General features: G+C 66.4%; 21 protein-coding genes. 9 read left to right on the top strand and 12 right to left on the bottom strand.

Features of this window, described 5'->3' with window-relative positions; all coding sequences use genetic code 11:
- Nucleotides 1-80 precede the first annotated feature (80 nt).
- The 7 genes from T8S45_RS11515 to T8S45_RS11545 are packed head-to-tail and all read left to right on the top strand — an operon-like array spanning nucleotide 81 to nucleotide 8734.
- Entirely contained in the window at nucleotides 81-1124 is a 1044-nt protein-coding gene (locus T8S45_RS11515; protein ID WP_322293838.1) for a Gfo/Idh/MocA family protein, read from the top strand.
- Nucleotides 1121-2002, top strand: a complete 882-nt coding sequence (locus T8S45_RS11520) for a hypothetical protein (RefSeq protein WP_322293839.1) — start codon at nucleotides 1121-1123, stop codon at nucleotides 2000-2002. Before T8S45_RS11515 ends, T8S45_RS11520 begins: the two co-directional genes overlap by 4 nt.
- The gene (locus T8S45_RS11525; protein WP_322293840.1) at nucleotides 1999-3129 is read left to right on the top strand and encodes an NAD-dependent epimerase/dehydratase family protein; all 1131 of its coding nucleotides are present in this window, start codon (nucleotides 1999-2001) and stop codon (nucleotides 3127-3129) included. Before T8S45_RS11520 ends, T8S45_RS11525 begins: the two co-directional genes overlap by 4 nt.
- Nucleotides 3130-3187: 58 nt before the next feature.
- A complete protein-coding gene (locus T8S45_RS11530; protein WP_322293841.1) occupies nucleotides 3188-4549 on the top strand; it encodes an O-antigen ligase family protein in 1362 nt (453 codons plus the stop codon).
- 16 nt (nucleotides 4550-4565) lie between these two features.
- Nucleotides 4566-5291, top strand: a complete 726-nt coding sequence (locus T8S45_RS11535) for a polysaccharide biosynthesis/export family protein (RefSeq protein ID WP_322293842.1) — start codon at nucleotides 4566-4568, stop codon at nucleotides 5289-5291.
- A 19-nt stretch (nucleotides 5292-5310) separates the two neighbouring features.
- Complete coding sequence (locus T8S45_RS11540) at nucleotides 5311-7527, top strand: GumC family protein (RefSeq protein WP_188642870.1); 2217 nt, start codon at nucleotides 5311-5313, stop codon at nucleotides 7525-7527.
- Nucleotide 7528: 1 nt separating this feature from the next.
- Nucleotides 7529-8734, top strand: a complete 1206-nt coding sequence (locus T8S45_RS11545) for a hypothetical protein (protein WP_322293843.1) — start codon at nucleotides 7529-7531, stop codon at nucleotides 8732-8734.
- Nucleotides 8735-8736: 2 nt separating this feature from the next.
- Here the strand turns inward: T8S45_RS11545 and T8S45_RS11550 are convergent, their stop codons facing one another.
- The 11 genes from T8S45_RS11550 to T8S45_RS11600 all read right to left on the bottom strand — a co-directional run bounded on the left by T8S45_RS11550 (nucleotide 8737) and on the right by T8S45_RS11600 (nucleotide 17647).
- Nucleotides 8737-9171, bottom strand: coding sequence for a hypothetical protein (locus tag T8S45_RS11550; RefSeq protein ID WP_322293844.1), 435 nt, complete (start codon nucleotides 9169-9171; stop codon nucleotides 8737-8739).
- A gap of 63 nt (nucleotides 9172-9234) precedes the next feature.
- On the bottom strand, nucleotides 9235-10509 hold the full coding sequence (wecC, locus tag T8S45_RS11555) for a UDP-N-acetyl-D-mannosamine dehydrogenase (protein WP_188642873.1): 1275 nt from the start codon (nucleotides 10507-10509) through the stop codon (nucleotides 9235-9237).
- Between the two features lie 77 nt (nucleotides 10510-10586).
- Entirely contained in the window at nucleotides 10587-11708 is a 1122-nt protein-coding gene (gene wecB, locus T8S45_RS11560) for a non-hydrolyzing UDP-N-acetylglucosamine 2-epimerase (RefSeq protein WP_322293845.1), read from the bottom strand.
- Between the two features lie 53 nt (nucleotides 11709-11761).
- Nucleotides 11762-12367: a hypothetical protein gene (locus T8S45_RS11565; protein ID WP_322293846.1), complete on the bottom strand. Its 606-nt coding sequence runs from the start codon at nucleotides 12365-12367 to the stop codon at nucleotides 11762-11764.
- A 59-nt stretch (nucleotides 12368-12426) separates the two neighbouring features.
- Nucleotides 12427-12954 (bottom strand): demethoxyubiquinone hydroxylase family protein, encoded by a 528-nt coding sequence (locus T8S45_RS11570; protein WP_188642876.1) that lies wholly within the window; start codon nucleotides 12952-12954, stop codon nucleotides 12427-12429.
- Complete coding sequence (locus tag T8S45_RS11575) at nucleotides 12951-13454, bottom strand: disulfide bond formation protein B (RefSeq protein ID WP_322293847.1); 504 nt, start codon at nucleotides 13452-13454, stop codon at nucleotides 12951-12953. The genes T8S45_RS11570 and T8S45_RS11575 overlap by 4 nt, the downstream gene beginning before the upstream one ends.
- 4 nt (nucleotides 13455-13458) lie before the next feature.
- Nucleotides 13459-14811 carry a S41 family peptidase gene (locus T8S45_RS11580; protein WP_229658187.1) on the bottom strand — a complete coding sequence of 451 codons (1353 nt, stop codon included), beginning with the start codon at nucleotides 14809-14811 and terminating at the stop codon, nucleotides 13459-13461.
- An 84-nt stretch (nucleotides 14812-14895) separates the two neighbouring features.
- Nucleotides 14896-16089 (bottom strand): murein hydrolase activator EnvC family protein, encoded by a 1194-nt coding sequence (locus T8S45_RS11585; protein ID WP_322293848.1) that lies wholly within the window; start codon nucleotides 16087-16089, stop codon nucleotides 14896-14898.
- Nucleotides 16090-16098: 9 nt separating this feature from the next.
- Entirely contained in the window at nucleotides 16099-16518 is a 420-nt protein-coding gene (locus T8S45_RS11590; protein ID WP_188642880.1) for a 23S rRNA (pseudouridine(1915)-N(3))-methyltransferase RlmH, read from the bottom strand.
- 12 nt (nucleotides 16519-16530) lie between these two features.
- A complete protein-coding gene (rsfS, locus tag T8S45_RS11595) occupies nucleotides 16531-16917 on the bottom strand; it encodes a ribosome silencing factor (protein WP_188642881.1) in 387 nt (128 codons plus the stop codon).
- Between the two features lie 67 nt (nucleotides 16918-16984).
- The gene (locus tag T8S45_RS11600) at nucleotides 16985-17647 is read right to left on the bottom strand and encodes a nicotinate-nucleotide adenylyltransferase (protein ID WP_322293849.1); all 663 of its coding nucleotides are present in this window, start codon (nucleotides 17645-17647) and stop codon (nucleotides 16985-16987) included.
- 258 nt (nucleotides 17648-17905) lie between these two features.
- Here T8S45_RS11600 and T8S45_RS11605 point away from each other — a divergent pair, with 258 nt between their 5' ends.
- Both T8S45_RS11605 and T8S45_RS11610 read left to right on the top strand, forming a co-directional pair.
- Nucleotides 17906-19054, top strand: a complete 1149-nt coding sequence (locus T8S45_RS11605) for a M23 family metallopeptidase (protein ID WP_322293850.1) — start codon at nucleotides 17906-17908, stop codon at nucleotides 19052-19054.
- 4 nt (nucleotides 19055-19058) lie between these two features.
- Entirely contained in the window at nucleotides 19059-19466 is a 408-nt protein-coding gene (locus T8S45_RS11610; RefSeq protein WP_188642883.1) for a bactofilin family protein, read from the top strand.
- A 55-nt stretch (nucleotides 19467-19521) separates the two neighbouring features.
- Here T8S45_RS11610 and T8S45_RS11615 read toward each other — a convergent pair whose 3' ends face one another.
- Nucleotides 19522-21189, bottom strand: a complete 1668-nt coding sequence (locus tag T8S45_RS11615; protein WP_322293851.1) for a long-chain-fatty-acid--CoA ligase — start codon at nucleotides 21187-21189, stop codon at nucleotides 19522-19524.
- Nucleotides 21190-21245 lie beyond the last annotated feature (56 nt).

Below are 21245 nucleotides of genomic sequence, written 5' to 3' on the forward strand. Positions count from 1 at the left end.
TTGACCATTCGAGCGACTAGAAGGCGCGCCATTCCCCGCCGGGGCTGACCGGCGCTCGAACAGACGACCGGAAACGTTTCATGACCACTGATCTGAAGCTCGGCATTATCGGTGCCGGGCGCATGGGGATCACCCATTTCTCGATCGCCAATGCGCACGACCACGCCGAGGTGACCGGCGTCGCCGATCCGTCGAAACTCGTCACCACCATGATGGGCAAGTATACCGGCGTCGGCACCTACAAGGATTACAAGGGCCTGCTGAAGGGTGAGGAGCTCGATGCGGTGCTCGTCTGCACCCCGCCCGCCCACAACCCCGAGATCCTCGACGCGGTGCTCGAACGGCGGCTGCATGCCTTCGTCGAGAAGCCGTTCATGCTCAAATCCGCCGACGGCGAACGTTTCGCCGCCGGGTTCGACGCGGCGGGCCTCGTCAACCAGGTCGGTTACGTCAATCGCTGGAACGACATGTTCACCAAGGCGAGGGCGTTCGTCGACGAGGGCCTGATCGGCGAACCGCTGCGCTTCCGCAGCGAGATGTTCAGCGGCACGATCGTGCGCGACGTGGGCGAGGCCGGCTGGCGCGCGACGCATGCCAATGGCGGCGGCGCGGTCTACGAGATGGCGAGCCACGCGATCGACCTGATCGCCTATTTCTTCGGCGCGCCGGACAGCGTCGGCGGCACCACGCTGTCGAAAGTCTATTCGAAGCAGGTCGAGGATATCGTCGCCTCGAACCTGTTCTACGACCACGGGCTGACCGGCTCGATCTTCGTCAACTGGTCCGACGCCAGCTTCCGCAAGCCGACCAACAAGTTCGAGGTCTTCGGCAAGAAGGGCAAGATCCAGGTCGACCAGCACGGGATGAAGATCTTCCTCGCCGAAGCGAACGAAGCGCACGGCTTCAAGCAGGGCTGGAACCAGCTCTACATCACCGACGTGTTCTCGAGCGTGCCGTTCTACGTCCGCGGGATCGAATACACCGCGCAGCTGTTCGATTTCGTCGCCTCGATCAGGGAGGGCAAGCCCGTGCGCTGCACCTTCGCCGATGCGACCGCCGATCTGCGTGTGATGGAGCAATTGTTCGCCGACGATGCGGCGCGCGCAGCGGGAGACGCGGCATGACCATCGACCGGATCGTCTTCGGCGACAACCAGTTCTTCGGCATAAACCACATGAGCCAGGACAAGGCGCAGGAACGCGCCGAGCGCTTCGCCAAACTCGACAACGTGATGGCGGTCTACGACCACGCGATCGAGGCCGGGATCGAGGGCATCATGCTCAACAGCAACGACCGCGCGAAGGGCATCTGCGACCGGTTCCGCGCCGAGCCCGGGAAATACGGTCACCTGCGCTGGTACCCGTCGATCCCCTACCCCCATAAATATGCCAGCATGGTCAACGACAAGGGCATGGTCGGCGCGGTGCAGGAAATTCTCTTCGCGCAAGGGGCCAAGTCGGCGTTCGGCAAGATGCTCAAGGGCGGCATGGCGGTCGCCACGCTCGACGCGGTCAAGCTGATGAAGATGCTCGTCGACCAGGAGATGGAGATCTACCACGATCTCGACGTCCGCGTGGTCTTCCTGCAGAACATCATCGTCGACCTGATGCTGGGCTACGACGTAGCCGAGCCGTTCGTCGCCTATTGCGAGCACATCCGGAAGAAATACGGCGCCTATCCGGGCCTGATCACACAGAACCTGCCTTTCTTGCGCCGGAAGCTGATCGAATGGGGGATCGAGGACGTCGTGATCTGCGCCTCGATCAACAAGATCGGTTACCTCCAGTCGCCCGGCGTCGAGGAATACGAGGCGGTGCTGGCCGAGAACGACGGCGAGAAATATCCGATCATGGCGATGTCGACGCTAGCCTCGGGCGCGGTGCCGGCACCGGAAGCCTATGAGTACATCAACCGGCTGAACGTCCAGTCGGTGGTGTTCGGCGCGTCCTCGCCCGGCAACATCAAGCAGAGCGTCTCGCTGATCGAAGGGGCGCCCGCATGAAGGTGCTGATCACCGGCGGGGCGGGCTTCATCGGCTCGCGGCTCGCGCTTCGATTGGTCGAGTGCGGACACGAAGTCACCGTGCTCGACAACCTGCTGCCGCAGGTCCACGGCGACCGCCCCGAAGAATCCGAAGGCTACCGCGCTGTCGCGGCCAAGACCAATTTCGTTCGCGGCTCGGTAACCGACCGCGACTTGCTGCAACGCGCGCTGACCGGACAGGACGCGGTCGTCCACCTCGCCGCCGAGACCGGCACCGGCCAGTCGATGTACGAGATCGAGCGCTACAATGCGGTCAATATCGGCGGCACCGCGCTGCTGCTCGATATCCTCGCCAATGATGAGCATGCGGTGAAGCGCGTGGTCGTCGCCTCCTCGCGTTCGATCTACGGCGAAGGCCGCTACCGCGCGTCCGACGGCACCTTTGTCTATCCCGAACACCGCGCCGAAGCCGACATGAAGGCGGGCGATTTCGAGGTGAAGCATCCGGGAATCGACGGCCCGCTCGAGCTGGTCTCGACCGACGAGGAATCCAAGATCCACCCAAGCTCGGTCTACGGCATCACCAAGCAGGTGCAGGAACAGCTGGTGATGACCGTGTGCCCCTCGATCGGGGTCGAAGGCGTCGCCTTCCGCTACCAGAACGTGTTCGGTCCCGGGCAGTCGCTGTCCAACCCCTATACCGGCATCCTGTCGATCTTCTCGAACCTGATGATGCAGGGCAAGCCGATCAACATCTTCGAGGACGGCGAGGAAAGCCGAGACTTCGTGTTCGTCGACGACGTCGTCGAGGCGACCGTGCTCGGAATCGAGCATCCCGCCGCCGCGAACGAAGTGTTCAATGTCGGCACCGGCGATCCGGTTACCGTGATGACGGTGGCGCAGACGCTGTCGCGCCTGCTCGAGGCCGATGTCCCGATCGAGGTGAGCGGCAATTTCCGCCTCGGCGACATTCGCCACAATTATGCCGACATGGCGAAGATCGAGCGTCTGCTCGGTTTCACCCCGGCCTACGATTTCGAACGCGGGATCGCGCGCCTCGCGGCCTGGGCCAAGGCTTCGGGACCGCAAGCGAGCTCCTACGAGGAAAGCCTTGCGGAAATGCGCCGCAAGGGCCTGATGAAGTAAGGCGATGCGATCTTCTAGAAAATCGCGCCCCGCGCGGTACGCCCTCAGCCTTCCGTTCGTGGCGCTATGCGTCCTGCTGGTTTGCGCCTTCCTGCTCGGCGGCGGATCGCGCGGCGACATCCTGTCGTTGGTCGTACTGCGTCCGGTGGCGATCGTGTGCCTCGCGGTGGGGATTGCCTCCGTCACCCGCGAGCAGATCGCCGAACACCGTTTCGTCGTCCTGATGATGGCCGCGATCGTGGCGGTGATCGGGCTCCACCTCGTTCCGCTGCCCCACGCCATCTGGTCCGCCCTGCCGGGCCGCGAACTTGCGGTCGAGGCGGGGGCGCTGGTCGGGCTCGACGATGCGTGGCGACCGCTGACCCTGTCGCCCCACCGCGGCTGGAACGCGTTCTACGCGATGTCCGTCCCTGCCGCGGTGGTGCTGCTCGCGATCCAGCTCGACAAGGAGCAGCACCTGCGAATCCTCTATCTCGTGATCGGGCTGGCCTGTCTCAGCGCGATGCTGGCCGTGGCGCAGGCGGCCAGCGGCGGCAACGAGGCGCTGTACCCCTACCGCATCACCAATGAAGGTTACCCGGTCGGACTGTTCGCCAACCGCAACCACCAGGCTGCGCTGCTGTGTGCGGCAATCCCGCCGCTGGCGCTGCTGGCGTTACGCGCCAAGGGTCCCTCGCGAGCGCTCGTCCACTCGGTGGCGGGGGCGACGGCGGTGGCGTTCGTCCTCCTGACGCTGGCGACCGGTTCGCGCGGCGGCCTCGTCTTCCTCGTGGTCGCGGCGCTGGCGAGCGCCGGTTTCATCCGGGCGCACGAAAAGCCGCCCGCCCGGCGCGGCGCCCGCTCGCTCAAGCCGGTCTATGTCGCCGGCGCGATCGGCATTGTCGCGCTTGCCGGGTTTCTCGCCATCGCCTTTTCGCAGGCCGAGGCGGTGGATCGCGTCGCGACGGGGGACGTGGCCGAAGAATATCGCCTGGTGGTGTGGCAATCGGTCGCGGGTTTCCTCGGCCAGTACCTGCCATTCGGATCGGGCGTCGGCTCGTTCGTCGAGGTCTTCCAGGTGCACGAGCCGCGCGAAATGCTCGGCTTCGCCTACTGGAATCACGTCCATAACGACTGGCTCGAATGGGTCCTCGAATTCGGATTCGTCGCGGTTGTCCTGCTCGGGCTGTCGATCTTCGTGCTGGTCCGGCGCACGCGCGCAATCTGGGTCCGCCTGCCCCTGAAACGCGGGGCGCACCAGCTCGCCTGGACCGGGGTTGCGGTGCTTTTTATCCTTGGCCTTTGGAGCGTGGTCGATTACCCACTCCGCGTCCCCTCGCTGGCCGCCCTGGCCGCGCTCGGGGCTGTTTGGATGGGAGCGCCCGGTTCGGCCGCTGCGGACATGCCGGCAGAAAGCCGCCGCAAGGTTTCGGGAATGTGAGACGATCGGGGTCGAAATGAAATTCAACGTTGCCTTGGCCATCGCGATGGGAGCCTCGCTGCTCGCCGCGTGCAGCAATGCGCCCGGCCCGGTCGGTGGCGCGCCAAATATCGCCGTGGTAGAGGGCGATCTGCCTGCCCCATCGGCGTCGGACCTCAACCGCGTTCCCGAAGTCGGCCCGATCCGGATCAACGATCGCCTCAAGGTCGACGTGTTCGGCGTCCCCGAGCTGAGTGGGCGCGAAGTCACGGTCGATTCCAACGGTCAGATCAGTTTCCCGCTCATCGGTACGGTCGAAGTCGCCGGCCTCCAGCCTGCAGAAGTTTCCGCCCGCATCGCCCAGCGCCTGCGCGGACAATTCGTCAGGGACCCGCAGGTCACGACGCTGGTCACCCAGACGACCGAGCGCGAAGTCACCGTCTACGGTGCGGTCACGGCCCCCGGCGTCTATCCGGTCCTCGGCAAGACTTCGCTGCTCACCACCGTCGCCAAGGCTCGCGGGCTGAGCGAATACGCCAATTCGCGCGACGTGGTGGTGTTCCGCACCGTCGACGGCCAGCGCATGGCGACGCTCTACAATCTCGAAGCGATCAGCCGCGGTGCGTATGACGACCCGGCGATCTATCCGAACGACATCGTCGTGGTCGGCGACAGCCCGTCGCGGCGCCTGTTCGACGATATCGTCGGCGCGGCGACCCTCGTCGTCACGCCATTGACCATCCTGTTGCAGAATACGTTGTAAGCGAGGGTATCGGAAACCAATGTCGAGCGTCGCCACGCCCCCCGCTGAAACCGGTTCGATCTTCGACGACGATCGCGCCTATGACGAAGCCGTCGTGCGCAAGCACGATCGCGACGGGTCGCTGATCCGCGACTATGTCGCCATCGTCCTGCGCCGCAAATGGGTCATCCTCGCGGTGCTGGTGGCGGCGCTGCTCGCGGGCGTCGCGGCAACGCTGCTCGCGACGCCGCAATACACCGCCTCCTCGCGAATCGAGATTTCCCGCCAGGACCAGCGCATCACCGATGTCGAAAGCGTGGCCGACAGCGATCGGACCTTCGACCAGGAATTCTACGAGACGCAATACGAATTGCTGCGCGCACGCGCGGTCGCCGAGCGGGTCGAACGCGAATTGCGCCTCGCCACCCGGCCCGAATTCTTCGAAGCGCACGGCGTCGATCTGAGCGAACTGCCGCTGCGCGAGACGAACGGTCAGGCACCGTCGCGCGAACAGCTGGGCGAATTGCGCGAGGCGGCGGTCGACCTCCTGCTCGACCACGTCCAGATCTCCCCGATCGCGCGTTCCTCGCTGGTCGACATCGTCTACACCAGCGCCAATCCGACGCTGTCGGCCGAGGTCGCCAACGCCTGGGCCGAACAGTTCATCGCCGAGAGCATCGACCGCCGCTTTTCGATGACCAGCGATGCGCAGGAATATCTCGAGCGCCGGCTCGGCGAGCTGCGCGAGGACGTGCAGGACTCCGAGCGCAAGCTCGTCACCTACGCCAACCAGAACGACATCGTCATCCTCAACCGCCAGGAAGAGGACGGCCGCACGGTTTCGACCCCGACGCTGACCGCCGCGACGCTCGAACAGCTCAATTCCGCGCTGGTCGAAGCCACCGCCCAGCGCGTCGCGCTCGAGGCCCGGGCCAGCTCGCCCAACGGCTCCGACGTGGCGGCCAACCCCGCCGTCGGCAACCTGCGGAACCGCCGTTCCGAACTGCAGGCGCAATATGCCGAGCTGATGGTCCGGTTCGAACCGGGTTATCCGGCGGCGCGCGCGCTGGCCGAACAGATCGAGGCGCTCGACAATTCGATCGCGCGCGAGGAAGCCCGCCTGCGCGGAGGCTCGCAAGGCGATTTCCAGGCCGCGCTGCGCCGTGAACAGGCGCTTCAGGCCCGGGTCGACAACCTCACCGACCAGCTGCGCAACCAGGAACGCGCTCGGATCCAGTACAATATCTACCAGAACGAGGTCGACACCAACCGCGAGCTCTACGAAGGAACGCTGCAGCGCTATCGCGAGATCGGCGTCGCTTCGGTCGGTGCGAGCAACATCTCGATCGTCGACCTCGCGCAGGTCCCGGTCGGACCCTCCTCGCCGAACCTGCTTCTCAACCTGCTCGTCGCGCTGTTCGGCGGGATCGCGGCAGCCGGCATCATCGTCTTCCTGATCGAACAGTTCGACGACGGGATCCGCAATCCCGACGACGTCACCGCATCGACCGGGCTTCCGCTGCTCGGGGCCATCCCGATCGCCGACGACGACGAGGAGATCGTCGATCTCATCAACGATCCGAAATCCGAAGTGTCCGAAGCCTATCTCACGGTCCGTTCGAACCTTGCCCTGTCATCGAGTCACGGCGTGCCGCGCTCGCTGCTCGTCACCTCGAGCCGCGCGGCCGAGGGCAAGAGCTCGACCTCCTATGCCCTCGCCACGATCCTCGCGCGGACCGGCAAGAGCGTCGTGCTCGTCGATGCCGACATGCGCTCGCCGTCGGTGCACCAGATCCTCGGTCGCGAGAACGCCAAGGGCTTCTCGAATTTCCTCGCCGGAGAGGGCGCGCTGGAAGGTCTGGTCCACACCACCGGGACGCCGAACCTCTCGGTGATGACGGCCGGTCCGACCCCGCCGAGTGCGGCCGAATTGCTCAGCGGCGATCGCACGACGACGCTGATCGAAACCCTGCTCGCGCAATACGACCACGTCGTGGTCGATGCCCCGCCGCTGCTCGGCATCGCCGACGCGCCGCTGCTGTCGAAATCTGTTGGCGGGGTCGTCTACGTGATCGAATCGCGCGGCGTGCCGGTGCGCGGAGTGAATATGTCGCTCGATCGCCTGCGCGACAGCCGCGCCACCCTGCTTGGCGGCGTGCTGACCAAGTTCGACGACGAAGCGGCGGCCGGTTACGGTTACGGTTACGGTTACGGCTACGGTCTCAAATACGGTCGTACCGAAGACGAAGCGGCCTGACATGGCCCGTCCGGTCGGTCGCATGGCCCGGCGCATGCTGGGTGGGCTCGTCACGCTCGTCGCGGCGGGCGCCGCCGCCAGTTTCTCGGCCTCGTTCGCGCTCGAATCGCGCGATCCCGCGCTCGCGCTCAAGCTCGACGGCACCAATCCCGAGGCGCTGATCGGGCGGGCCGAAGCCGCGCTGGCCAATCCGGGATCATCGCTCGACAACGACGACATGCTCGAAGCCGCGCGCGCCTCGATCGCCGTGCTCCCGCTCAACGCCGCCGCTTTCCGGCTGTTCGCCAGCTCGGCCGCGACGAGCGAGGGGATCGAGCGGTTCGAATCGCAGGTCGCGATGTCCGACCGGCTATCGCGGCGCGATCTTGCCACCCAGCTCTTCCTGATCGAAGCCGCGGTGGAACGGCGCGATATCCGCGCGGCGCTGCGCCATTACGACACCGCAATGCGGATCAGGGAATCGAGTCGCGGATTGCTGCTGCCGGTGCTTTCCTCGGCTATCAAGTCGCCGGAGATCCGGACCGAGCTCGTCCCCTATTTCCGCGATCGCGCACCCTGGCTCGGCGAATTCATCCGCCACTCGATCAACAATAGTCCCGAACCGCGCAACGTCGTGCGCCTGCTCGACGAGGCCGGCGGCATCCCCGAGGGCAAGTTCCTCGACACGCTCCATGCGCAATTGCTGAGCCGGCTCGTCAACGAAGGCGAATTCGCGACTGCGGCGGATTATTTCCGCTCGATCCGCCCCGAAGCGCGCGAAATACTCGGATCGATCGCCATGACGGCCGACTCGACCGACGCGAAATATACGCCGGCGACATGGCAGGTGTTCACGATCGCCTCGATCGAATCGATGTTCCTCGCCGCCCCCGATGGCGGGTTCGAACTGACCAGCGAGGTCGAGCCCGGCTTTTCCGGATCGATCGCGCGCCGTCTCGCCGCACTGCCGGCCGGCGAATACCGTATCTCTGCGCCGATCCGGGCAACCGACATGGCGCCGGGGGCGACGGTGACATTCCAGCTGCGTTGTGCGAGCGATGTCGTGCTCGATAAATCGATCGAGATCCGCGACGGGATACCCTTTACCGCCGATTTCACCATCCCCGCCGGATGTACGACGCAATTGCTGACGATTTCGGCCGGGATCGGATTCGAACCGCGCAAGCCGGTCCTGACGATCGGGTCGCCGACGCTCTCGCGCCGCTGAGGCTAACCCAGCGAGCGCAGGCAGACGATCGCCAGCTGCGCCTGCTCGCTCCGCTCGTCCTTGAGCCGCTCTGCATCGCGCGCGATCGTGGCACGGATTTCGCGCTCCGACGGGCCTTCCGAACTGGCGATGGCCCGGTTCTCGTAAATTTCGGCGGCGCGGTCGATCATCGCCATTTCCGACGATCCGGCCTGTCCGGCAAGCGCCTGCATCGCGCCCGCAGTGACCCTGAGCGAGGTTGCGCAGCCCTGCGCCAGCTCGAAGGCGGTTGCCTCATCGCCGATCAGATGTCCGCCCAGTGACAGCAGCCGCGCCGTCTCTTCGGGTACGATCTTCCCGTCCTTGTCCCGGGTCGAATCGGCCTCGCTTTCGGCCGAGCAACCGGCCAGCGACATGACTGCGGCGAGCGTGAACGGGAGAAGGTTTCGATACATCATGGGATCCTCGTGCGACCGCGGCGGCCTTAACCCGCCAGCCTCCGCGGGTCCATCGGCGAACGCTCAGTCGCGCCAGATTCCGCGCGTATCGTAGACCAGTGCATCGCCGCGCTCTGCGGCGGGGATCGCCCGGAAAACGTCGTGATCTACCAGCACGATATGAATTCCCGCGCTTTCGATCGCATGGTCGATATCGGCGAGCCGCGCGCCTGTCCCGTCGAACTCGCGCGGCAGCTCGGTCGCGTGCGGTTCGACGATCGAGATGCGGTTGCCGAAACGCCGCGCGAGCCTGGCGGCGATGAAGCGGGCCGGGCTCTCGCGGAAATCGTCGATATTGGCCTTGAAGGCGAGACCGTAGACGGCGACCGGGGTGTTAGGGTGGTCGGCGCACAGCGCAGTCGCGCGGTCGAGCACGTGGTGCATCTTGGCATCGTTGCGTTCGCGCGCGGTACGGATCAGGTCGCTTTGCTCGGGTGCGCCGTGGACGATGAACCAGGGGTCGACCGCAATGCAGTGTCCGCCGACGCCCGGACCGGGCTGGAGGATGTTGACCCGCGGATGGCGGTTGGCGAGGCGGATCACCTCCCACACGTCGAGATCCATCGTATCGGCGATCATCGACAGCTCGTTGGCGAAGGCGATGTTGACGTCGCGAAAGGCGTTTTCGACCAGCTTGGTCATCTCGGCCGAGCGCGCATCGGTGACCACGCATTCGCCGCGCACGAAGCTCTTGTAGAAGGCCAGGGCCTTGCGCGCGCAACGCGGGGTGATCCCGCCGATCGAGCGATCGTTGTCGATCAGCTCGACCAGGATCCGGCCGGGCAGCACGCGCTCGGGGCAATAGGCGATCGCGATATCGGGCGTGCCCCCTTCTCTTCCATTGGTGCCCAGCCCCGGCAGCTTGAGGTCGGGACGCAATTCGGCGATCCGGTCGCGCATCGCCTCGGTCGTGCCGACCGGCGAGGTCGATTCGAGGATCACCGTGTTGCCGGGTTCGAGCACCGGGGCGAGCCGCGCGGCGGCGTCCATCACGAAGGTCAGGTCGGGGGTGTGGTTGCCGTCCTTCTCGAACGGCGTCGGCACTGCGAGCACGAAGGTATCGGCGGGCCTGATCTCGGTTCCGGCGGTCAGCAACCCGCGCTGGACGACCCCGCGCACCAGCCCGTCGAGATCGACCTCCTCGATATGGATTTCACCGCGATTGATCGTTTCGACGACCTGCTCACTGACATCCACGCCATAGGTCGGGATGCCCGCGCGCGCGATGATCGCGGCGGTCGGCAGCCCAATATAGCCGAGGCCGATCACGCATGCCGTGTGGTCGCGTCCGCTGTTCATGTCGCTGTTCGGCCCCTCGCAAATCTCGCACCGCCCCTAGCACGATACGGTTAATTCATGCGTAACGGAATAACGGGTCAACCGGCGTCGGCGACCAGCCGCGCGATCCGTTCGGCCGACTTGCCGTCGCCGAAGGGATTGTGCGCGCGCGCCATCGCTTCGTAGGCGGATGGATCGTCGAGCAGGCGTTCGACCTCGGCCACGATCCGGTCTGCATCGGTGCCGACGAGCCTGGCGGTGCCGGCCGCGACGCCTTCGGGCCGCTCGGTGGTCTCGCGCATCACCAGCACCGGCTTGCCGAGCGCGGGCGCCTCTTCCTGCACCCCGCCGCTATCGGTGAGCATGATGTCGGCGAGCGACAGCAGGTGGGCGAAATGCGGGTAGTCGAGCGGCTCGATCATTGCGACGTTGTCGAGCCCGCCGAGCGCCTCGTCCATCACCGCGCGCACGTTCGGGTTGGGATGGACCGGGAAGATCAGCGCCACGTCATCACGCGCGGCGATCCGGCGGATCGCCTCGGCGATCGCCTCGAGCCCGCCGCCGAAATTCTCGCGCCGGTGGCTGGTCACCCCGATGATGCGCTTGTCGGCGAAGCGCTCCTCAAAGTCGGCCAGGCCCGCGGCCAGTTCGGGCTCGCGCGCGATCCGCTCGGTGACCCAGTGCAGCGCGTCGATCACGGTGTTGCCGGTTACGTGGATCGTCGCCGGGTCGACATTCTCGGCCTTGAGCGCGCTCGCGGCCGTTTCGGTGGGGGCAAAATGCAGCGCGGCGAAACTGCCTACCACCTTGCGGTTCACCTCTTCGGGCCACGGCTGGTAGATGTCGCCGCTGCGCAGTCCCGCCTCGACGTGATCGACAGGGATCCTGCGGTAATAGGCCGCCAGCGCAGCGCACATGACGGTGGCCGTATCCCCCTGCACCATAACCCGGTCGGGCCGCTCGATGTCCATCACCTTGCCGAGTTCGACCAGTAGCGAAGCGGTCAGCGCGTCGAGCGACTGCCCGGGGGTCATGAGGTCGAGATCGTGGTCGGGCACGATGCCCGCGATATCGAGCACCTGGTCGAGCAGGCCGCGATGCTGGGCCGAAACGCAGACGACGGGTTCGACCCCGTCGGTTTCGTGCAAAGCTCGGATGACGGGAAACAGCTTTATCGCCTCGGGACGGGTCCCGAACACGACGAGAATCTTCTTGGCCATGCGCCCCCCTTGCCTTGCGGGAGACGCTCTAGCCGCCGAAGCCTAAACTGTCATTAACCCTGCGGTTCGTCGGCAGTGTCTTCGTCCGCATTCTCGTCCGGCTGCGTCGTCGCGGGCGGAGCCGGCAGCGGCGCGGAGTCAGGATCTTCGGCCGCACGCTCGGCTTCGAGCTTGCGCATATAGGCCGCTTCGAGCTCCTCGACGCGGGCCTGCGTCTCGGCCGCGTCCTCGTCGATTTCCGCGAGGCGTTCTTGCCGCGCTTCCTCGATCAGCTGGGCGAAGCGGACCGAATCGGCCATCGCTTTCTCGCCATAGGCCTTGCGGATCATCTCCTGCGTGCAGCCGGTGAAGCCACCCGCCCCGGTCGGCGAGCAGCTCTGGATGCCGCTATCGGTCATCATTTCGTACGTCCGCACGCGATCCTCGAACGGCTCGGCGTCGCGGCTGCCGCTCTGCCGCAATTCCTTGGGGATGCGATAGGGGTCCTCGAGCCGTCCGCAGACGGTGATCGTGGTCTCGGTCGAGGCCGGGCATTCCTCGTCCTCGGTGATGAAGACCTGGTTGATCTTGGTGTCCGCATCCTGCGCCATGGCTGGCGTCGCGAAGGCGGTGGCAGCGAAGATGCCGGGGGCGATCAGGGTCAGAGCGAGCTTGTTCATGGGCTTTTCCTTGTCCTCATCGAAACAGCGCGGGAGCGGCCCACGCGGTTCCGGCACAATCAGATTTTCTCCGAAATACGGATGGCGAGGCGGCAGCCGAGCCGGATCGCACCCGACAGCAGTGCATAGGCCGGGGCCTGTTCCGCCCCCGCTTCGAGCGCGGCGTCGCGATGCTCGCGTTCGTCCTCGCGGAATTCCTCGACCATCGCCGAAAGTTCGGGGTCGCTGTCGCCCAGCTCGTCGAGCTGGTCGGAATAATGCTTGTCGATCTCGGTCTCGATCGCGGCGGTGCAGGCCATCGCCGCCTCGGGGCCCAGCAGCGCCGTGCCCGCGCCGAGCGCATAGCCGGCGACCGACCAGAAGGGCTGCAGCGCGGTAGGGCGCACGCCGCGTTCGGCCATCAGCGCGTCGAAGCGGGCGCGATGCCCCTCTTCCTGCCGCGCCATCCCCTCGATCTCGGTCGAGAGGTGCGAGCGATTGCCCATCACCGCCAGCTGGCCGCGATAGATCCGGGTCGCGCCGAACTCACCGGCCTGGTCGACCCGGATCATCTCGGCGAGGCGGCTTGGTGCGGTCTGGGTCGTCATCGCGGCCTCCGGGACTTGGCGAGCAATGCGAATACGATCAGCGCACCCGCGCTCGAAAAAAGGAAATTCCAGCCCGCCAGCGAAATCCCGAACAGCGACCATGGTGCCACGTCGCAGCGCACGAGATCGGCATTCATGATCGCCGCGAGGGGATCGCCACCCGACAGGTCGACCGCCGACGAGCAACCAGTGATGCCGTCCCACCAGCCATATTCGACCCCGGCATGGAAGCCGCCGATCAGCCCGGAAACGAGCACCGCGAAGGCGGCGAGCGCAACCGGCCAACGCGCCGGCCGGAGCGCGAAGCCGAAGAACGAGATCGCGATCGCCGCGATGTGCGGATAGCGCTGCCACCAGCACATCTCGCACGGGAAGAGCCCGAACACATATTGCGAAATCAATGCCCCACCGAGCAGGAAGGACGGCACGCCGAGCGCAATCCAGCGCGCGGTCCGCCGCGCGGTGCCGGTGGTGTCGCCGATGGTCTTGCGTCCGCGCATCGCCTTACTTGCGCCGCGCGAGGCCGACGGGGTTCGACGTGCGATTGAGCGTCTTGATCGCGTAGTCGAGCTGGAAGTCCTCGATTCCCTGCGCCTCGAGCTCTTCCGCCGTGACCTCGAAACGCGGATCGGCCTTGCGGTCGTTCTCGAGCTCGCGTTCGTCGAGATCGATTTCGTTGATCAGGTGCCCACGCAAGTCGCTTTCGCGGAAGGCGAGGCGCGCGCGGCGGGCGGCATCGGGATCGGACAGCTGCGGCACGCGGATGTCGGGATTGATCCCGCCTTCCTGCACCGACTTGCCCGCCGGGGTGTAGTAGCGCGCGGTCGTCAGCTTGAGGCCGCGCGTGCGATCGTCGTCGAGATAGAACAGCGACTGGACGCTGCCCTTGCCGAAGCTGCGTTCGCCCATCACCAGCGCGCGGCGCTGGTCCTGCAGCGCGCCCGCGACGATCTCGCTCGCCGAAGCCGAACCGGCGTTGATCAGCACGATCATCGGCAGGCCGGGCGTGATCTCGCCACGGAAGACGAGTTCGGCGGGGAAGGTCCGGTTGTCCTCCTCGCGCCGCCCCTTCTGCGACACGATCGTGCCCTCGGTCAGGAACAGGTCGGACAGGATCACCGCTTCGCGCAGCGACCCGCCCGGATTGTTGCGCATGTCCAGCACCAGGCCGGTCAGCTTGCCGCCCGGCACGTCGCGCCGCATCGAATCGATCGCCTCGGCGACATCGATCCCGACATCGCGCGAGAATTCGTTGATCGAGATCACCCCGACCGTGCCCTCGATCTCGTAGGTCACCGGTTCGAGCTGGATGCGCCCGCGGGTGACGGTCACGTCGAACGTGTCCTCGCGCCCGGCGCGGAAGATGGTGAGCTGGATATCGGTGCCCTCGGGCCCGCGCATCTTCGCGACCGCCTCGTCGAGCTCCCAGCCGATGATCGACTTGCCGTCGAGGTGGGTGATGTAGTCGCCGGCCTTGATGCCCATCTCGTCCGCCGGACTGCCCTTGAACGGGGAGATCACCTTGACCGCGCCGTCCTCTGACACGACCGAGAGGCCGAGGCCCTGGTATTCGCCGTCGACCAATGTGTTGAGCCGTTCGATGGCGGTCCCGTCGAGATAGCCCGAATGCGGGTCGAGGCTGGCGAGCATTCCGTCGATCGCGCCGCGGATCAGCTGCTCGTCATCGACGCCCTCGACATAGTTCGATTTCACCATCTCGTAGATTTCGAACAGGCGGGCGAAGTCCGACGAGGTCCGCGCATCGACCTGCGCGAGGCCGGCCGTGGTCGCGGGAAGCAGCGCCACGGCACCGACGAGGGCGCTGGCACGGGCGAGCGAAGCGAATTTTTTCTTCAACCGAAAACTCCTCATACGCGCGGATTTATCGCAGACCCGGCCTTAACGCCAGCTTGCGCGCTGCAAACGTGCGATCCACTCCGTCTAGCGCAACAGCGGGAGCGGGTTGACCGGCTCACCGCGACGGCGCAGTTCGAGGATCACCCGCCCCAGGCGCGGATCGGCGACCCCGAGCGGACTGCCGGCGACGAGTTCCTCGCCCACCCGCACGTCGAGCCGGCCGATCCCGGTGACCAGCGAGGTCCAGCCATTGGCGTGTTCGACGATCACGATCCTGCCATAGCCCGAATAGGGCCCGGCGAAGGCGACCCGGCCCGCGCCGGGTGCGGCGACCAGCGCCCCGCTTTCGACCGCGAGCGTCAAGCCGCGCGACGAACCGCCGAATCCTTCGGCAAGGCGACCGTTCGCGGGCAGGATATAGGGATCGGGCGAGGCCGAGGTCTGCAACGCGGTGACGGTCGGATCCTCGACCCTCGCCTCGCCCGGTCGAGCAGGACGCATCTTCGGGCCCGGCAAGGCGGCGAGGCGCGCGCGCAGCGAGGCGGCCTCGTCGATCTCGTCGAGCAACCCGGTCAGGTCGCGGGCGCGCTCGGCGAGCGCCAGCGCCCGCTCCTCTTCGCGCGCGGCCTCGCTCCCGAGACGACGCGAGGCGAGGCGCTGCCGGGTTTCGGTCTCGAGCAGGGCGTTGCGCCGCTCGGCAAGGCGGGTTTCGGTCGTGCGCAGGCGTTCGATCGCCGCGGCTTCGCTCCGCTCGACCTGGCGGATCGCCGAAACCTCTTCACGCAGCACGGCCGTGCGCCGCTCGATCACCGGCAGCATAGAGGACATCAGCGCCCGTGCCCGCAGCGTTTCGTCGACCGTACCCGGTCGCAACAGCGTGAAGGCCGGAGGGTTGCGCGACAGTCGCTGCAAGGTCGCGGTGAGTCCCATAAGCGGGCGTTGGCGCGCGGCCAGATCGGCCTCGAGCCGACTGCGTTCGCGGCCGACGGCGCGCAGTTGCGCCTCGGCCAGCACGCGCTCGGCCTCGGCCTGCTGCACGCGGGCAGCGAGCGCGGCAGCCTCGCGGGCATTTTTTTCGGCTTCGTCTCCGGTCTTCTCGGCCTCGCGTTCGAGCCGGTCGCCACGCGCCTTGGCCTCGCGCGCCTGCTCGCGCGCCCGCTCGACCGCTTGCTGCGTGGCGGTGCCGTCGGCTTCCTGCACGAAGGCGGGATTTGGCACCGACGCTATTGCCGCGGCGCCGAGCGCGACAAGGACGATCAGGGGCAGCGCGACACGCATGGGGCGTACCTATGCGCGATGATAGGGATGCCCGGCAAGGATCGCCGTCGCACGGTACAATTGTTCGGCCAGCATCGCGCGGGCGATCATGTGCGGCCAGGTCGCCGAACCATAAGCGAGCAGGAGGTCGGCTTCCGTGCGCACGGCGCCGTCATGCCCGTCGGCGGCGCCGATCAGGAACTGCACTTCGCGCACTCCGTTATCGCGCCAGCGTTCGAGGGTGGCGGCGAATTTCTCCGACGGGAGATCCTTCCCCCGCTCGTCGAGCGCGACGGTTCGCGAGGGAGCCTGCGCCGGTGGGATGGTTCCACCGGTGTCGGGCAGTTCGGTCACCTTCGTATCCCAGCGGATGCGCTTGAGATAGCGCTCGACCAGCTCGGCCTCGGGGCTGCGGCCGATCTTGCCGCGCGCGACGATGTGAAGGAGCACGGTCCGGTCCGCTCAGGCCTCGCCGAGCGTCCACATGCGTTCGAGATTGTAGAAGCTCCGCACTTCGGGGCGGAAGATGTGGACGACCACGTCGCCCGCATCGATGAGCACCCAGTCGCCCTGCGACAAGCCTTCCATCTTGGGCGCGGGGTAGCCGCCCTGCTTGATCCGCTCGCCCAGTTTCATCGCGATTGCCGCGACCTGCCGCGTCGATCGCCCCGAGGCGATGACCATGAAATCGGCGATCCCGCTTTTTCCCTCGAGATCGATCGAGACGATGTCTTGCGCCTGGTCGTCGTCGAGCGATTGCAGCACGAGTTCGTGCAGCGATCCCTCTTCGGCCTCGGGCAAGGTATGCGGGGACGCGGCATTGTCGCGCGCGGATTGGGCCGTATTCATCGGTGAGATCATAGCTCCTGCAATTTAGGGTGTGCCGCCCGCCGCGCCAAGGGGGGGCCGGCGCGCTTCAGCGTCCCGGTTCCCGTTCTGGCGGGATCAAGCGGTGCGTCAGGGGGTCGCGAACGGGGAGGTCGGCATGGCGCGCGGCCCAATCGGGCGACTGGCGGCGGATCGCGGTCGCGGATCGCGGATCGGGATCGAAACGCAGCATCACCAGGGTGGGCGCACTCCACACGGCCCGTTTGCGAAATCCGGCTGCGGAGACACGGTATCGCCGCAACCAGGCCATGGCGGGGCTCGCCATTGCCCGGTCATCGTACCCCGGACGCGCGATCACCGCAATCGGCATCGTCCGCGCGATCCCCCGCCAGTCGCGCCAGCGGTGGAATTGGGCGAGGTTGTCGCTCCCCATCAACCACACGAACCGCCGTTTGGGATAGCGCCGCACCAGCGCGCGCAGCGTGTCGATCGTGTAGCGCGTGCCGAGCTCGCGCTCGATCGCGGTCGGCACGATCGGCGCGCGGCGGGCCTGCATCCTGGCCGAGGCGAGCCTTGCGGCGAGTGGCGCCATTCCGTCCTTGGGTTTCAAGGGGTTGCCGGGAGACACCAGCCACCACGCCTCGTCCAGCCCCAGCGCTTCGAGTGCGAACAGCGTGATCCGGCGGTGTCCGCCATGCGCGGGATTGAAACTCCCGCCGAGGAGGGCCGTATCGGTCATCGAACGGGTCAATGGCGCAGGCCGAGCCCCGTTGGCAAGCGCTTCGCGGCGGGCGAATCGCCCGGGAAGGCCTCCGAACGATTCGCCGAAACCGCCTGAAATGCACTCCGGCGGGGAATGTTCCCGCGATTCCCCACGATTTATCGAGCGATGGAACGATTCATCGTATCGTACCCACGGCTCGCCCCTGCCATCCCGGATTCACGGGTGACCTTATCATTTGTCGCGATAGGGTGCCCCACACATTACGGACGGGTACGGGGTTTCGTTTTGACAGATAACAACAGCGGCGGGCTGTTTGCTCGCCTGCGCTCCTGGTTTCCGGAGCGTGAATTCTTCATGCGCTCGCAAGGCCAGGTGCGCTTCATCAAGATCAGTTCGCGGGTTCAGATCGCGTTCGCGGCCATCGCCGTGGGCGCGACGTCGTTCTGGGTGGTCAGCCTCGGCGCGATGGGCGTCACGCAGTACCTGGCGCAATCCGAACGCACCGAATTGCTCGACCGCGAAGCCAAGGTCGCCAGCGCGGAAAGCCGCGTCACCGCCTATCGCGATGATCTCGACGCGGTGGCCGACGATCTCGGCTCCCGGCAGGAATTCATCGAGCGCATGACCGAAGCCCATCTCGGCATCCTGCCCGATGAAGCTTCCGAAGACACGGTCACCGACAGCAGCGAGGAAACCCAGAAGGCGGTCGAAAAGATCGGCCTCTCGATTCCCGAAGCGCGCGGCCTCGCCGAGCTCGAAGCCCGTCAGCTCGCTTATGTCGAACGCCTGACCCGCTATGCCGACCAGCGGTCGCAGCGCGCCAGCGCCGCGCTCAAGCAGCTCGGGCTCAACCCGAAGAACCTGCTCGCCTCGGTCAACGATCACTCGGCGATGGGTGGTCCGGTCGACAGCGACGGCGAGATCGATCCGCGCTTCGTCCGTCTCGGCCTGAGCCTCGCCAGGATGGACGCGCTCGAGCGCGGACTGGCCGGCGTGCCGCAATACCAGCCGGCTGCCGCGGGCATGGTGTCCTCGAGCTACGGCTATCGCCGCGATCCGTTCACCCGCCGCGCGGCGTTCCATTCCGGTCTCGACTACAAGGGCCATACCGGCGCAGCGATCCGTGCCGCCGCCGCCGGCACCGTGGTCTTCGTTGGTCGCAAGGGCGGCTACGGCAACCTCATCGAAGTGCGCCACGACAACGGCCTCACCACCCGCTACGCCCACCTTTCGGGCTTCAAGGTCAAGGTCGGCCAGAAGGTCGTGGCCGGCCAGCATATCGGCGCGATGGGCAGCACCGGACGATCGACGGGCCCGCACCTCCACTTCGAAGTGCGACAGGGCGGCAAGCCGCTCAATCCCCGCGCCATCCTCGAAAAGGCACCCAATGTTCTCAAAGAAATCCGAGGCCGCGACGCGGCCCTCGCCAGCTAATTCCATGGCCGGCAATTCCCGTAACGGCAGTTCGACCTTCTCGGTCCTCGGCAGCGACGTCGCGATCAAGGGCGATATCAAGGCCGACGCCGATCTCCACCTCGACGGCAAGGTCGAGGGCGACGTCGTCTGCACCAGCCTGGTCCAGGGCGAGACCGGCGCGATCCACGGCGCGGTGAAGGCCGAAACCGCCCGCCTCGCCGGCAAGCTCGAAGGCTCGATCGAAGCGCGCGAGCTCGTGATCCTGAAAAGCGCGCAGATCGAGGGCGACGTCCACTACGAGACGCTGACCATCGAACAGGGCGCGCAGGTCGACGGCCGCTTCGCACCGAAGGGCGCGTCCAAGCCGTCCGAGGCGGAACGCACCATGCCGCAGGCGGGCGAGCCGCAGCTCAAGGTCGCCGCCCAGTAAGAAGCCCCAGCAAGACCGGCACGAGGCGCAGTCGGCGCCGCCAGTCGCGTCCAGATCAATCGGTTCCGAGCACTTCGGCCCTGAGCGCCTTGCGGTCGAGCTTGCCAATCATCGTCTTGGGCAGATCGTCGCGGATCGTGAGGTCGGCGATGCGCTCGTGCTTGCCGAGATGCTCGTTGGCCCAATCGCGCAGCGCTTCGGCATCGAGCGTCTCTTCGTCGGGATCGAGCACGACATAGGCCTCGACCCGTTCACCGAGGTAATCGTCGGGCACCCCGATCACGAGCGCTTCCTTCACCCCCTCATGGGCGAGCAACACGTCCTCGACCTGGCTCGGGAAGACCTTGAACCCGCCCACGGCGATCATGTCCTTCGCCCGATCGACGATCCTGATGAAGCCGTCGCCGTCGATTTCCGCGACGTCGCCCGTGCGCAGCCAGCCATCCTCGGTGAAGGCCCGCTTCGCCGCATCGGGACGGTTCCAGTAGCCGCGCATGATCTGCGGGCCGCGCACCACCAGTTCGCCCGGTTCGCCCTCGGGTGCGGGGCGGGTGGCATCCTCCTTGTCGACCAGCCTCACCTCGGTGCGCGGGATCGGCTGGCCGATCGTGCCGACGCGCTCCTCGCCTTCGTAGGAATTGGTCGAGACGACGCCCGAGCTTTCGGTGAGGCCGTAACCCTCGAGCAGCCGAGCGCCGCTGCCGGCCTCGAACTTCGTCTTGAGCGCCGCACTCAGCGGTGCGCCGCCCGCGATGCAGGCGCGCAGCGAGGTGAAATCGGTGGCGGCGAAATCCTTGTGGTCGAGCAGCGCCTGGTACATCGTCGGCACGCCCGGCATCGCGGTCGCCTTGGTCCGTTGGATCGTCGCCAGCGTGTCCTTGGCATCGAAGCGCGGAAGCATCGCGATACAGCCGCGATTGACCACCGTGCGGTTGAGTACGCAGGCATTGGCGAAGACATGGAACAGGGGAAGCACGCCCATGATCATGTCGCGTTCGTGCGCGCGCGGATCGATCGCGTTGATCTGGCGCGCATTCGCGGTGAGGTTCTGGTGGGTCAGCATCGCGCCCTTGGGCGTGCCGGTGGTGCCGCCGGTATATTGCAGCAGCGCGAGATCCTGCTCGGGATCGATCACCACCGGTTCGAGGGGGTGGTCGGAGCCGAAGGCGTCCCAATCGGTCACATCGCCGCGATCGGGCACCGCATGGAGCATGTCGCGCTTGAACAGGCGGAGCGCGATCCCCTTGAGCTTCGACAGCTGGCTTGCGAACCGACCGACGACCAGCCCTTCGAGCGCGCTCGCATCGAGCACTTCGAGCGCCGTCGGCAGCAGCGCTTCGAGATCGACCGTGACCAGCAGGCGGGTGCCCGAATCGGCGACTTGCTGGCTCAGTTCCTCGACCGTGTAGAGCGGCGAGAAATTGACCACCACGGCGCCGGCCATCATCGCGCCGTAATAGGCGGCCGGATAGGTCGGGACGTTGGGGAGGAACAGGCCGATGCGTTCGCCCTTGCCGATACCACGCGCTTGCAGCCCGGCCGCGAAACGCCGCGCCTGCGCGAAGATTTCGGAATAGGTGTAGCGGCGCCCCAGAAAATCGATGAACGGGTCCTCGCCCGCTTGCGCCACCGCCTGCTGCAGCAGGTCGGGCATCGAGAGCGACGGCAGGTCGAGATCCCACGGGCAGGGATGCGAATAGTTGCGCGCGTAATTGACAGCCATGTCAGCAGCATGGCGCGTCTGGCCCAGCGCGGCAAGCAGTTCCGGCTTACGATATT

It is taken from the genome of Pseudoblastomonas marina (assembly GCF_034374265.1).
GTDB classification, from domain to species: domain Bacteria; phylum Pseudomonadota; class Alphaproteobacteria; order Sphingomonadales; family Sphingomonadaceae; genus Alteriqipengyuania_A; species Alteriqipengyuania_A marina.